Annotated in this window: 12 protein-coding genes; 5 read left to right on the top strand and 7 right to left on the bottom strand. The window is 52.6% G+C overall.

Features of this window, described 5'->3' with window-relative positions; genetic code table 11:
- The first annotated feature begins 58 nt into the window (after positions 1-58).
- The gene (locus tag HPC62_RS08830; protein ID WP_172354925.1) at positions 59-469 is read left to right on the top strand and encodes a hypothetical protein; all 411 of its coding nucleotides are present in this window, start codon (positions 59-61) and stop codon (positions 467-469) included.
- Positions 470-497: 28 nt separating this feature from the next.
- Here HPC62_RS08830 and HPC62_RS08825 read toward each other — a convergent pair whose 3' ends face one another.
- From HPC62_RS08825 to HPC62_RS08805, 5 genes are all read right to left on the bottom strand, one after another.
- Positions 498-893 carry a hypothetical protein gene (locus tag HPC62_RS08825; protein WP_172354923.1) on the bottom strand — a complete coding sequence of 132 codons (396 nt, stop codon included), beginning with the start codon at positions 891-893 and terminating at the stop codon, positions 498-500.
- A gap of 77 nt (positions 894-970) precedes the next feature.
- Complete coding sequence (locus HPC62_RS08820) at positions 971-2,158, bottom strand: transposase (RefSeq protein ID WP_172354921.1); 1,188 nt, start codon at positions 2,156-2,158, stop codon at positions 971-973.
- A 246-nt stretch (positions 2,159-2,404) separates the two neighbouring features.
- Positions 2,405-3,064 (bottom strand): response regulator transcription factor, encoded by a 660-nt coding sequence (locus HPC62_RS08815; protein WP_172354919.1) that lies wholly within the window; start codon positions 3,062-3,064, stop codon positions 2,405-2,407.
- 84 nt (positions 3,065-3,148) lie between these two features.
- A complete protein-coding gene (locus HPC62_RS08810) occupies positions 3,149-5,335 on the bottom strand; it encodes a sensor histidine kinase (protein ID WP_172354917.1) in 2,187 nt (728 codons plus the stop codon).
- 4 nt (positions 5,336-5,339) lie between these two features.
- Positions 5,340-5,678, bottom strand: coding sequence for a hypothetical protein (locus HPC62_RS08805; protein ID WP_172354915.1), 339 nt, complete (start codon positions 5,676-5,678; stop codon positions 5,340-5,342).
- Positions 5,679-6,252: 574 nt separating this feature from the next.
- Here HPC62_RS08805 and HPC62_RS08800 point away from each other — a divergent pair.
- The 4 genes from HPC62_RS08800 (at position 6,253) to HPC62_RS08785 (ending at position 10,060) form a co-directional block, all read left to right on the top strand.
- Positions 6,253-6,648: a hypothetical protein gene (locus HPC62_RS08800; RefSeq protein ID WP_172354913.1), complete on the top strand. Its 396-nt coding sequence runs from the start codon at positions 6,253-6,255 to the stop codon at positions 6,646-6,648.
- Between the two features lie 407 nt (positions 6,649-7,055).
- Entirely contained in the window at positions 7,056-7,523 is a 468-nt protein-coding gene (locus HPC62_RS08795; protein WP_216655346.1) for a hypothetical protein, read from the top strand.
- Positions 7,524-7,695: 172 nt separating this feature from the next.
- Positions 7,696-9,165, top strand: coding sequence for a hypothetical protein (locus tag HPC62_RS08790; protein WP_172354909.1), 1,470 nt, complete (start codon positions 7,696-7,698; stop codon positions 9,163-9,165).
- A 16-nt stretch (positions 9,166-9,181) separates the two neighbouring features.
- On the top strand, positions 9,182-10,060 hold the full coding sequence (locus HPC62_RS08785) for a calcium-binding protein (protein WP_172354907.1): 879 nt from the start codon (positions 9,182-9,184) through the stop codon (positions 10,058-10,060).
- Between the two features lie 19 nt (positions 10,061-10,079).
- On the opposite strand, the gene HPC62_RS08780 is transcribed toward HPC62_RS08785, so the two are convergent.
- Together HPC62_RS08780 and HPC62_RS08775 are read right to left on the bottom strand one after the other, a co-directional pair.
- Positions 10,080-11,744 (bottom strand): FAD-binding domain-containing protein, encoded by a 1,665-nt coding sequence (locus tag HPC62_RS08780; RefSeq protein ID WP_172354905.1) that lies wholly within the window; start codon positions 11,742-11,744, stop codon positions 10,080-10,082.
- Between the two features lie 248 nt (positions 11,745-11,992).
- Complete coding sequence (locus HPC62_RS08775; protein WP_172354903.1) at positions 11,993-12,697, bottom strand: GntR family transcriptional regulator; 705 nt, start codon at positions 12,695-12,697, stop codon at positions 11,993-11,995.
- Between the last annotated feature and the right edge of the window lie 12 nt (positions 12,698-12,709).

The following is a 12,709-nucleotide window of genomic DNA, read 5'->3' as shown; positions in this document are numbered from 1 at the left end:
TTTGCAGATTGAATTTCGTCTGCTAGAGAGGTAATCATTTAGCACGAAGTAGGACAAGATGCGGCGGGAAAGCAGGTCAGGCGCTAGCGGCGATCGCCCTAATCATCGCCAAAGTTACTTTTTTTATCTTACCTGGCTTGGCCCACTGGCGCTGCTGCTGGGAGCGCTCTACGTTTTTTTCAATCTGTTTGCACCGGGCTGGGCGGGCTTTTTTGCCTGGTTTCTCAGCCTAGAGTTGGTGCTGATCGTTCATTTGGCGGCGGCGGCGGCGCTGGTGGGGGTGGCGCTGCTGCTGCGCGTTCAAGGGCGATCGCTCGACCGCTGGTTTTGGCGCGGACTGGCTTATTATGCGCTGCTGCCGCTGCTGGGATTTGCGATCGCCCTTTGGCTCCAGGGCGCAGGCCCGGCGTGGCAGTCGGTGGTCAACCTGTTTCAATTTCCAGTTTTATCCGACTGGCTAGGCCGATAATTCCAGACTTTTCATTCCAGACTTTCCACTAATGTTTGCGACCCAAAATCCAGGGCATGAGCGCAAACAAAAGCAGCATTCCATAATAAACTGTTCCGGAAATCGCATCGCGTGACGTGATTACTTCTAGCGGCTGCATTCCTCGCAAAAACACGCCAACTCCAAAGTCGGCAATTAGCATAAACAACAGCGCAATAAACCCAACTCCTAATCTTTGAAATGGCTCTGCGCTGCTGAGATATTGCTGATTTATCCACGGGGCTGCGATCAGAATCGCAACCAGCATAAAGGGCATCTCTAATAGCTCTGCGGTGCGCTCTCCAAGGCGCGGCACGATTAATAAAACCCGGATTGTTCCTAACAAAAACCCGGTGGCAAATAGACAGGCAAAATAGGCGATCGCCGGTTTAAGTAGGTTCATCATTCGTCAACCTCTGCGGCTGATAGTTCCTCCAGCATAAAGCCCAACAAGTCGCAGCCCTGACTGCCTGACACATCTTTTTATGCGGACTGCCCGGGTGTCGGCTGGCAGCACAAGGATTGAATTCTAGAAAACCAAATGCGGTCATAATAGTGGGCTTCAGCTTTTTTAGAGGCAAAACAGGGTTCAGGGTCAACGGTAAATAGGGCAATCAGCTGAAGCAGTGTTCGCCCTTTATTGACGGCACCCTTGAGCCAGCGCAAACCTATGTTGAGATAGCTAATCCCTCGCCTCCAGTGCGGGTCAACCTGGCAGCGTAGCCCATCGAGTTGCACCGCCATGCCCTGGGTCGTGCCATCAAGGATAGCGATCGCCGCGACCAGATAGAGGCGTTCGAGAGCCGGAGCGGAGCGGATGCCGGAAGCTTCTAACTCAAAGACACCAGATTTAGAATCGAGGAAAAGCTCCTCGACTCGAAAGCGGAGAGCATATTGCCACAGGGTATTGAGGGAGGGAGACTCATCAGTGATGACCGCCCAGGGTTCCTCGACGCCTTTGACATGAGCCAGCACCAAATTGCAGCGCCAGCGCCCCTCGCTCCAGATTCCCACCCCTTCATAGAGTCGAGCTTCACCTTTGGGAGGCCACAGATAGCCTACCTTAACAGGATGACGGCGCGGACCCTGCACCACTACGTCACTGGGCAAGCGTAAACAATAGTGCCAGCGACTTTGGCTTAGCCACTCCAGCAGGTCATGGTTAGCAAACCCGCGGTCGGCTAACACCATCACATCGGGGTACGACTGCAACAGCCGATGGGCTAACCGCAGCATGGGGAGGTATCGCTTCGTGCTGACGGTGGCACTGGGATGCTCCAAAACCCGCCACAGCAGCGGCACCGCTCGTCCGCAACAGGTAACCGTCAGGTGAATCCTGCAGTAGCGATTCCACAACACCGTCGTATCGAGCGCCAGGTAAAGCCGCCGACCTTGCCAGCGATGGATGGCGGCTAGCACCAGCGGCACGTACAGACTTTTGACCCGCACCCGGCGATTGCCTAGGAAGCGCTGCCACCGGCGTTCGGTGCTTTGCGCCTGACGGGCCCGACTGGGCACATAGGCTTCCCACTGCGGCAGGCTCAACCGACCGCTGCACACCAGGGCCGTCACCATCCACGCCAGCGCTTTGAGGTGGCGCAGGTCGCGGGCATTACTGGATTGACGCAATAACGACAGCACTTGATCATAGAGGCAGGTGGTGGCTGGCATGATACAGACCCTGAGATGACGCAAATTTCAGCGTCTCATGTCAGCTCACCTTTTCCCTCTGTTGACGAGGTCTCAACTCTTTCAACCACTTGTGTCAGGCAGTCAGGCTCTAACGTCTTCTTACATGTAGCAGATCTTTGGAGATTTGATATTAGACAGGTTTTTTGCAATGCTTGAATGCTGCAAAAATCTGTCTAGCTTGTGTTACTTTATGTGTAACTTTAATAGCTGTAATTTCCTATTTAGCTACCCCAAAAAGCCCCTTTCACGGGCCATTTTGCAGATAGCAACCCGGTGATTTGCTTCTTCTGTGTAAATCAGATCCACATCCAGGCGCTGCTTGAGTCGCTTGACGTAATTTTGGGCAGCCCGCCGAGACACATTCAGCCGATTGGCCAAAGCATCATCTGAAAGGCAGTCGTTGCACAGGAGATTTAGAACCTCCAAATCTTGATGATTCAAGTTAGAGCTTTGGCGCAGTTCTCTAGGCAGGCAAAGTTCACCGTTCAGCGCACTCTGGGCAAATTTGATATAGGTCGATCGGCGATCGAGCTTATTGGCAACCGCAAATCCGCCTTTATGGCTATCGATATAAGAAATGAGCGGAGTCAGCAATCGATATTCGCTGCTGTATACCAGGACATTCAGCTCTGTATGTTTCTCAAAAATATGGCGCAATAAGTTAATCCCCGGCTCAGCCGACTGCTCGCCGCTAAAGGTTCCGTAGAGCAAATCTACAACTATCAGATCTGGAGATTCTAACGAAAGAAACTCCATTGCCTGAGAGGGATTATTGGCGATCGCACATCGACAGTTCGGATCAACCTGTTGAAGAAAATCGCGGTTTCTCTCAGCAACCTCTTGATGATCTTCAACAATTAGAAAAAAAGGCTGGCTGGGGGGCATCTCTGTTGCTTGGCTACGCCAAATTTCTCGCGATACTTTTATTCTATAGCGAGAAGCTGTTAGCGTAAACCCTGCTTTAGACTCCTAGCGTAAACCCTGCTTTAGACTCCAAAAAAGCTCAACCCGTAATAGGCCCTCTGGAGATAAAGTCCTCTGCCAGCGTCCATTATCCAGGCTGATTGCGATGGTTTCCATCGTTTTTGTACCTGTCCCCTTTGGCAGATCATCGGCGAGATGATTGGAGGCTTTAGATGTGTTTCCCGATACATATACTCCATCGTTGGCGATCGCCAGTTTACATTGTTCGCCCTGCTGTTCCAGGCAAACTTCGACCCAGCTTGCTCGTCCATAGGGCTGCTGAGCGTGGCGCATCACATTGTTGATGGCTTCCTTAAAGAATCGAAAGATGTCTTCTCGATCATCTATCCAGTCTGGATTCAATTCTGGTTCCTGAAGTGGTCTAATGCGTTGCTTAACTTTTAATCTCAGGTCGCCGCGTTCTTCAAGCTGTTTGAGGTGGGTTTGAATTCCTTGAGCTAGCCCAGAAACTAACTCTGGGGAAATATCAAGCTGCTTTCGAGCAATAATCTGTAAATCATTAAGCTGATTGCGAATATCCTGGCCAATGCGAACTAACTTATCCACAATCGGCTCCGACTTGACGCTGGTCTTTACCACCAGCAACTTTGGATCAATCAGGGTTTCCAGTTCTTCTACCTGATCCATCACCAGCTTTAGCTCTTGCAGCGGCCCGTCGTGAATATCGGTTGCGACCCTCGCCAAAACCTTGCGCGTCCGCGACAGCGTGGCATTTCGCTGGGTCAACTCTTGTCGCTGCTTGGCGGCCTGCTCTCTTGATTTTTTGAGTAGCAGCACCAGCGTCATCGAAATGCCCGTCAGCACCCAGGTCACAATGGGCAGCATGATTGGCAAAACCACGTGCCCGGCAAATGCGCTGGGCAGCAAGGCGGCATAGGCGAGCGGAATCCCCAGAACAATCAGCGGCCCACGAGTCAGCCACCAGAAGCTGGATTTTGACAATCCAGGGCTGAGCAACCATGCCATCAGCATTGACCCTGCTAGCGTCAATCCCAGACTCCACTCCTGACTGAGGGGATACTGGATATTGTTGCTGAGGATGCTGGCCAGTACGTTTGCCTGCATCTCTGCCGGACTCAGCGGTTCAGCCTTAACTGAAGTTGGCAGTTCAGACCAGTTGGGATCATTTTTGGGAAAGTCGATGATGACAATTTTGTCTTTGACTTTCTCGATACGAGATGAGGAAAAATCTCTTCGGGAGGCGCGATCGCAGCCTGTCACCTGCTGAACTGGATCAATGATTTTGGCTCCGCAAAATTCTTGTCCCAAGCTTTTGGAAAAATCTGCTTCCCATATTGAAAAACTGACGTGGGGATCTGAATAAGAAGGCAGTGGACTGTTTGAGCAGACAGCACTCGGATTCAACTTATTTGCTGCAAGACAAACGGCTGACTGGAAGGTGTTGACAGGGCCGCCTTTCGCATTTTTAGAGGTATTTGTGTCCGACATTCCTGAATTGAAGCTATTTTCAACTGCATAGGGATACCGGACAGGATTGATTGAATAGGCCTTAAGCAGATTGAGCAGCGGTTGCCGGATGAGTTGCTGCTGGCTTGTCCTGATCTGCAAAGAGGCTGCAAGCCCATCTTTTGCAACAGGGGTTGAAAATTCTGAAAATCCCTGAATTGTCTCCGGCGGAAAGATAGGCTCTAACGTTCGACTATTGATTGGTAGAAATTGGTTATAAACGCGGAAGAAGGGGCCCGATCGCTTCAACTCTGGAGGAGAAGATAGCACAATTCTATGACTGTAATTTTCAACCAGAGAACGAATCGAGTCTCCGGATAATCCCGACTCGACTGGGGTCAGAAGCTCTGGAGAATCAAGCACCTCTGAGGGCAGATTGATTAAGACAACTTGAGCGCCCAGGTCAATGAGGTTTTTAATTAGGTTTGTATAATCTTCTAGCTTTCTGAAGCGGCTAAAGCTTTTGGGACTTCCAATAATTTCCTGATTATCAATGGTGACTAAAAGAATCTGGTTGACGGCATCAGATCTTAATCCGGTCTCACGAGGTTCTGGAACTTTAGAAAGCTGCTCTTTGCGCTGAATTTCAAACTCTTTGAGCGGGGTATCCACTGAAAGGGAGGGCAGCAGAATGAGGGTGTAGAGCAGTCCCCAGAGTGCGCCAAGTCCGAGCGATCGCAGTTTCCAACGTTTATCGAAAGGCATGGCTTCACCGCAGAACGTAGACAATCACGCGATTGCCAGAATAGAGCGTTACCTGTCTGCGTCCTTGAGCAAATTGCCATACATTGCCGTCAGGAGTTCTCGCTACTCCATTTTGGATTTGTGCGGTTTGTCCTTGAGAGGGCCCGCTATGAAAGGTCACCTGGTTGCCATTAATCGTCAGGCTAATTTGCACTACACTGCCCTGCCCTGGGCCGCTCACAATTTGTCCCCGACCTTGCAGCGTTTGGGCGATCGCCGGAAACGCAACCCAGCCAATCGAAAGCAGGCTGGTGAGACAAAGAACTGGCAGAAGAACGACTGCCTTAAACAATAAGGGCTTCATAAATACAAAACAGGCAAATGAAGAACCAACTTCTGAGTAGCTTCTAATCGATCCTCTGATCGATCAAAAGATCGATCAGAGGATCGATACTGCGAACCGGAACATTTAGACTGCTCAAGCTCGGTCGCTATCATACCAGGTCTGCCTCAAGAGAGAGATACGCAAAAGCGCACATTTTTCAATTTGGCAAACCGACCTACGTGAAAACGCAAATCCGTTGGTGCTTCTCTGCGAAGGAGTCTACGGGGATGGGTATCGCATAACTCGTCCATCCATAGTTCTATAGAGGTATTGAAGGAGCAAGTTAATCAAGACCTAACAGCCTCCAAAAAGTTCCCACTTGATTTCTGTCAACGTTCCCGAAGGGCGAAATCTCTATTCACCATTTTCGTAGCCTGGTCTTTTTTACCTGATTTCTTCCTAACGAGTAGACAGAAAGTTGACCTGAAAACCAGTTTGATTTTCATAATGCTTGCTTGTCGAATTGTGTTATTACCATCAGGCTTCTGACAGCAAAAATAGCCTGATTAAACCAAGCCTCCTATCAACCCCCCGATGTATGAGGTCTAATCCTATGAATATTCTCGCCATCATTCAGGCTAAAAATCCCGCATTTCATCAGTCGCTCCAGTCTTTTTTGGCTCGGATGGAGCGCTCCGGTTCATACTCCGTAAAAGCGATCGCCCAATACGCTGGACTCCTATTTTTGTTATCGCAAAATCCGGGACTGGTCGCAGTTCCCACAGACGCAATTGATAACGTACTGCACCAGCACATGGAGCAGCCAGAATTTGCTCAGGACATGGCGCTGCTGTTTGGCGATCGCGCTGTGGCCGAACATCTTCCTGGTGCGGGCAGCGAGTCGGGCTTTGCCAAGACCAAGGCGCTGTTTGAGCGCGAGTTTCAAACTGACTATGGCAACCATGCAGCAGCCTGCGAACTGTTCATCAAGGGCGATCGCCCCTCCTAGCGCTACTCGTGAGCGGCTAGCTATAGGCTCCCTATCTCTATCTCCTAGGCAGAGCGACGAATGAGCTTGACTAGCAATCCACAATCGAAAATCCAAAATCGAGAACCGATCCTCGTCCCCGCCCATAGCCAGCGCCACCCATCCAAGTTGAAGTTTTTGAAAGAACTGCTGAAGAATCTTACTGAATTTTAGGGTGCAAAACGAACTGAAAACACCATAGCGTCTTTATACAGGCGGCTTTATTCGCCTAGATTTTGACCCGGCTTTGCAACATGCACAAATCTGCAATCTGGATTGTGTTTCTGTGCGACCAGGTTTGCGCCCAGGGGTAGTTCTTTCAAAAGAGGTTCGTGGTCTGATTAAGTTAACCGCTCAACACACTCACCCACCTTCTGAGGTTGCTTATTATGAAACTCCAAACGGCTATGCAAGCCAACGCTACAAACCGCGAAAACAGGTGGTTTCCCGAAATTGACAGTATTGCAACGGCCCATCGAGTGGCTCGTCAGGGCGTGATTGCTTCGCTGATTTTGGCGGGTGTGACCACTGCATTTGCGATCGCCGCAACGCAAAACACGCTGCCTTCAGAGCTATTAGAACTGGATGAAGTCTTTAACCCGCTGCTGTTTGTGGATGCGTTGATCTATGGGGCGATCGCCTGGGGAATCCAGCGGATGTCTAGAATTGCGGCGATCGCTGGTTTATCGATTTACCTGCTCAGTCGCGTTCTGCTGCATCTGTCGGGGATGCCCACTAATCTTTTCGGAATGGCGATTGTGACGCTTATCAGTGTTGCGTTCATTAATGCGATTCGCAGCACGTTTGCTTATCATCGCTTCCAGCTTCAGCAAGCGTCAGAAAAACCTTCCGAGTAATTCAGATTTTGCTAAGACGAACTAGGATCTTGGCTGTTCCTGAACACATTCCCAGTTTGAATCAGCTCCCAGTCTTCTTTTAATCCCTAATCTCTTCAATCTGCATTCACGCAAGCGACTCGCCCGTTTGTCCAGTCTGTCTTGCTCAAAATTCATATTCAGGAGTAACGCTGTGTCTGTAACCCCCCTTTACAAGTCCATGAATCCTGCTTGTCTCTCTGCAACGCCCTCGGTAATGATTCGTCCGTCGTCTAGCCTGTTGCGTCCCTACTATACGCAGATCACGCTAACGTCCTCCGGCGCACGCAAGACGCAGACGAGCCTGCCAGCAAAGGCATTTTTACAAGAAAACTGCCTGGATGCGGCAAATCCCTTCTCGTCGCACAAACAGCTTCAGCAGCAGTTGATAACGCTGTGGAAAGCGGGCAGCGAAACGGAACGGGCGATCGCCGAAATTTGCCTGCGCTGCTATGTTTCACATCAAATTGTGCAGGTTTGCATTGAGTTAGCCAGTCGGTTTGGTCTGCGGGGTGGCTTTCAACTGAGCGATCTGCTGCCGCTGGTGCTGGATGACGCGCCGATCGCGTGGAATCCGAATGGGCCTCTTCAGCCTCTGGCAGAGCCAGATTCCCCGGTTTATCGAGCGTTTGCCTACGATATTTTGGGTAGCTTTGATCCGTCGCGCAATACTTGCCTAAGCACCTGGACAAAGCGCAAAGTTTTTTACCATCGAGAACTGAACGCTTTTTTGCAAGAGCGTGGAATTTACTTAATTAGCGATTGGGCACTCCTGAATAGTGCTACAACGGGCCAGATTCGACGCACTCTCGCTTTGCGCTATGCCCTCACCGAAGCTGAAATTCAGCAGGCGTGTCAACTGCTGGAAAGCTACCACGCCATATATTCTGAGCAGCTTCGCCAGGTGCGATCACGGGGCTATCGTGGCAAGTGCCCCACGCCCACGACGCAGCAACTCCAGGACATTGCCCAGCATTTACAACAAACGACGGGGCAGCCCTGCTTTCCGCTGCAAGTGATGGCTCAACTGAGCAATCTGGCCCAAAAACTGCGTCAGCGTCAGCCGTCTACCGAGCCGCTGGAATCTGTAGATGTGCCTGCTGCTGCACCGGATGAAGCCGAGCAGAACCAGTCTGCGTTTCTTCAGCACTATCGCAAAGCGTTGGTAACGGTGCTGGATCGGGCGATCGCCCAGGTGATTTGCGATCGCCTCCAGGATTTACAAGGGCAGCGGGGACAGCGCGATCGCCAGTTTCTCAAAGCACTGCACCTGTTCTACACCCAGGGGCGATCGATGGGCGAAATCGCACCGCTGGTAGGCATGGGCGGACAGCCCCAGGTGTCTCGCCTGCTAAAGCTGCGCGAACTGCGGATTCACGTCTGTCAGCAAATTCGAGAACGCCTGAAGACACAGCTTTATTACCTGGTTGCGGAATATGCCCAGGAACGGAGCATGAATGTCCTAGGTTCTCAGCTTGACAGCATTTTGGATGCTGAGATTGATCGGCTGATGACCGCAGATAGCGCTGAGGCGAGTACGGCAAATCGCAGCTCTCAGGGACTTCTGGCTCAACGCTTCCGACGCTATCTAGAACAAACCATGACGACTGAATTGGCCGCATAACATTACGGAGGTAGACATGGCACGCATCATTGGCAGCATCCGCTCGGAACGGATTTTTGGGACAAACAGCAGCGATAGCCTGCTGGGACTGGGCGGAAATGATATTCTCACTGGCTCCGTTGGCAATGATGAAATGCTGGGAGGCGATGGATTCGACACGGCCGACTACAGCCGCATGGGACGAGCCATGACGCTGCTGCCGGGTGGATTTATTAACAAGGGCGGGCTGGGGGTCGATCGCCTCAATAGTGTCGAGCAGGTGATTGGCGCAGCAGGGTTTGCCAACACCATTGATGGAATTAGTGGACGCACCGCTTCCTTTGATGTGAATCTGGGGGCAAACCGCTTGACGGTAAATAATGTGCCGTTTTTGGGGACATTGACCTTTAGCGTGGTGAATTTCGTCAACGTGCGGGGGACGCAAAATGGCGATCGCATTGTGGGCAATAGCGGCACCAACTTTCTAGACGGGCAGGGCGGCAATGACGTGCTGATTGGTGGCGGGAGTGGCGATCGCCTGGTGGGTGGCACAGGTATCGACATTCTCAATGGTGCTGGCGCGGGATCGAGAGGGTTCTTGGAGGTAGATATTTTAACGGGTGGGCCAGGTCAGGATGGATTCGTCCTGGGCGATCGCGCTGGTTCCTACTACCATGCAGGCGGCATTCGTGATTATGCGCTAATCACAGACTTTACACCAGGCGATCTGATTCAGCTTGGCGCAGGCGAAGTCTACCAAGCCCAGCGCAATGCCAGTGGTTTTGGCGTGTTTGTGTTTCGCAACGGAGTCACAGATTTGATTGCAGATGTGCGAACTACTACGTTCGTATCTCTGCCCAGTGGGCCATTCCGTCTGGCATCTGGTCAGGTGTTTACAGGATTTATCGGGGCGTGACGATTTGCGTTCCTACATGCTAACCCAACAGATTTAATTGAACACTATCGGCAGGTACAGGAGCTTTCGATTTCGCATTCCGCTTACGGCTTGGCACTTTGCGCGGCACGATGTCCACATGGGCAACAAACCAGGTGCGGAGTGCCTTTGCCTGTTCCAGATCCAGCGCTTCCAAGTCGAGCGGCGGCGGAAACAAATCTAAGGGACTTGCTTGAGACCAGGCGATTTCGCTGGCATACAAATCTGCTCCAAAGGGTGTGAGCGTGTCGGGCAATCGCGCCAGATAAGGCAACACGTTATCCTGATTCAGAAACACCTGCCGCTGTCGTTCTAGCTGCTGCACACGGCGCTGGCGGGCGGCTTTGTAAGATAGGACCGGCGGGGGGTAGTCTTTTTGGCGCGGCGGCACTCCCAGTTCCGCAGGCGACAGGTGCGCCAGTTCGGGCAGCCATTGCTTGATGAATAGTCCGTCTGGGTCGCAGCGATCCACCGCTGTTTGCTCCGGATTGTAGATGCGGGTCCAGGTTTTATCGACGCAGTGCGTTACCCCTGCCTGCATGGCCCACTGGTAATGGTCGATTGGGCAGTCGCCATCGATCAAGTGCCGCATAAAGTGCAGCGCCCCATAGCGCCAGTCCATGCCGAGTAAGTTACTGAGAAAGCTGGAGTAGATGGCGCGGACGCGGAAGTTTAGCTGTTTCCAGCCGCCTGTTTCCTGCAAACAGCGGGCTGCTGCATCCACAATGGGGAAGCCTGTTTCGCCCTGCTGCCATGCTTCGTAGAGCGCTTCGTCAAAGGCCCAGCCGTCTTCATCAAAGACCGTATAGAGCGATCGCACTTCCAATTGGGGCATGTAGCGAAACCGCTGGGCAAAGCCACTGCCCCACCGCAGCCGTGCAATGAACTGCTGCCGACTGCGCTGCACCCGCGAATCGGGCGCGTCATTGAGTTGTGCCTGGGTTGTTTGCACACACTCGCGCACCGAAATCGCGCCGAATTTGATGTAGGGACTCAGCCCCGATGTGGCCTCTGCGCCCGGATAAGAGAGTTGCCAGTAGTAGCGATCGCTCTTTTCGGCAAGAAATTCTTGGAGCAGGGCCCGGGCAGGCGCGATGCCACCGGGAGGAATCGGCTTGCCATCGGCAATCAGTCCCAAGTTGCTGAGGCTGGGAATGACTTCGCTGGGAATATCATCGGGCACGGCAACGCGAGTTGGAGCGGGCACGATCTCCTGCGCCATGTGGATATACCACAGTTCTCGGTATTTGGGGTAGGGAAGCAGATCTGGTGTCGTCGCGGCGGGTTCAAACCAGCGGATCTTCATCTGCTGCTGCGTCAGCGCCCGGTTCAGCCGCGCATCGCGCACCCGTCCATAAATTCGCTCAAAGTCGATGTATGCATAAATGCCCTCGGCTTGGGTTTCGCGCACCAACTGAGGCAGAATTTCAACCGGATCGCCAGAGCGGAGGATCAGCCGCCCGCCGCGATCGCGCAAATCTTGATCCAGCGCGTGCAGACACTCTAGCATAAACGCCACCCGCGCCACGGCGGTTTCGGGATGGTGCAGCAGCGCCCGATCCAGCACAAACACAGGGATCACCGCGCCCCGTGCGGCGGCCCGATGCAGCGGCGCGTGGTCAAAGACGCGCAAATCTCGCCGAAACCAGACGATGGTGCGATTCATGCCTGGGCATTTAACCTCGTGACTAGAGCGAGCTTCCTTTACATACTGTAACGCCAGTTTCTATCTCTCTAAAAGCCCTGCTATTCAGTAATCCTGGAAAACATTAGACATAGCGCTCAAGATATAGTGCTCAAGATATAGCGCTCAAATCCCCAGGCTGCGGCAGTCTTTTCTGACGCAGCTTTTTTGCATCTCAAGTTATCTCAGGTCAGGTTATCTCAGGTCAGGTTATCTCAGGTTAGGTTATCTCAGGTCATGTAGAGTCGGGCGATCGCCTCTTTAATGACCTCCACCAACTCCTCCTGCCGTAGCGTGACGTGGGCCGACATGCAGTGGGCAGCGGCTTCAGCGTTGCGATCGCCCATTGCCTGCAAAATCAGGCGGTGCTCGGCGCAGGTGGTGCGACGATAATGTTCCTGCTCCATCGAAATCAGCCGTAGATAGTGGGCGCGGGCATTCACGTTTTGGAGCGATCGCAACAGTTCAGCGTTGTGGGAAAGCTGGGCAATCTGTTCATGAAACTGCTCGTCGCAGCGGGCACATTCCACAGCAGTCAGGTCACAGAAAGAGCCTGAGATGGCGCTCCAGCGCTGCTGCAAGTCCTGAAGCTCAGCATCGGTGGCGCGTTCGGTGGCAAGTCGGGCGCTCATCATTTCCAGTCCGCAGCGGACTTCGTACAGGTCAAATATGCGCTGCGTATCCAGCGGCTTGCAAGAAAAGCCCTTGCGCGGCACAAAATCCAGCAAGCCCTCCGCCACCAGACGGTTCAACACCTCCCGCAGAGGAGTGCGGCTCACGGAAAATGAGGCCGCCAAGTCCACCTCGTTCAGCGGCTCACCGGGGCGAAACTGATAGTTCATCGCCATTTGCCTGAGTTGCTCATAGATGCGATCGACACTGCTGCCTGAGGGTTTGCGGTCTGCGTTGGCAGCCTGAGCGCTAGCTTTAGCCACAAGACGACTCCA

Source organism: Thermoleptolyngbya sichuanensis A183 (assembly GCF_013177315.1).
Taxonomy (GTDB): domain Bacteria; phylum Cyanobacteriota; class Cyanobacteriia; order Elainellales; family Elainellaceae; genus Thermoleptolyngbya; species Thermoleptolyngbya sichuanensis.
Note: the sequence above shows the minus strand (reverse complement) of the source record. Positions and strands in the feature narration are given on the sequence as shown.

Bases quoted from the DNA above. Each gene is read 5' to 3' on its own strand.
- HPC62_RS08795 (WP_216655346.1), top strand. From the start codon at position 7,056: ATGAAACTCCAAACGGCTATGCAAGCCAACGCTACAAACCGCGAAAAC.
- HPC62_RS08810 (WP_172354917.1), bottom strand. From the start codon at position 5,335: ATGCCTTTCGATAAACGTTGGAAACTGCGATCGCTCGGACTTGGCGCA.
- HPC62_RS08815 (WP_172354919.1), bottom strand. From the start codon at position 3,064: ATGCCCCCCAGCCAGCCTTTTTTTCTAATTGTTGAAGATCATCAAGAG.
- HPC62_RS08830 (WP_172354925.1), top strand. From the start codon at position 59: ATGCGGCGGGAAAGCAGGTCAGGCGCTAGCGGCGATCGCCCTAATCAT.
- HPC62_RS08805 (WP_172354915.1), bottom strand. From the start codon at position 5,678: ATGAAGCCCTTATTGTTTAAGGCAGTCGTTCTTCTGCCAGTTCTTTGT.
- HPC62_RS08800 (WP_172354913.1), top strand. From the start codon at position 6,253: ATGAATATTCTCGCCATCATTCAGGCTAAAAATCCCGCATTTCATCAG.
- HPC62_RS08820 (WP_172354921.1), bottom strand. From the start codon at position 2,158: ATGCCAGCCACCACCTGCCTCTATGATCAAGTGCTGTCGTTATTGCGT.
- HPC62_RS08780 (WP_172354905.1), bottom strand. From the start codon at position 11,744: ATGAATCGCACCATCGTCTGGTTTCGGCGAGATTTGCGCGTCTTTGAC.
- HPC62_RS08785 (WP_172354907.1), top strand. From the start codon at position 9,182: ATGGCACGCATCATTGGCAGCATCCGCTCGGAACGGATTTTTGGGACA.
- HPC62_RS08825 (WP_172354923.1), bottom strand. From the start codon at position 893: ATGATGAACCTACTTAAACCGGCGATCGCCTATTTTGCCTGTCTATTT.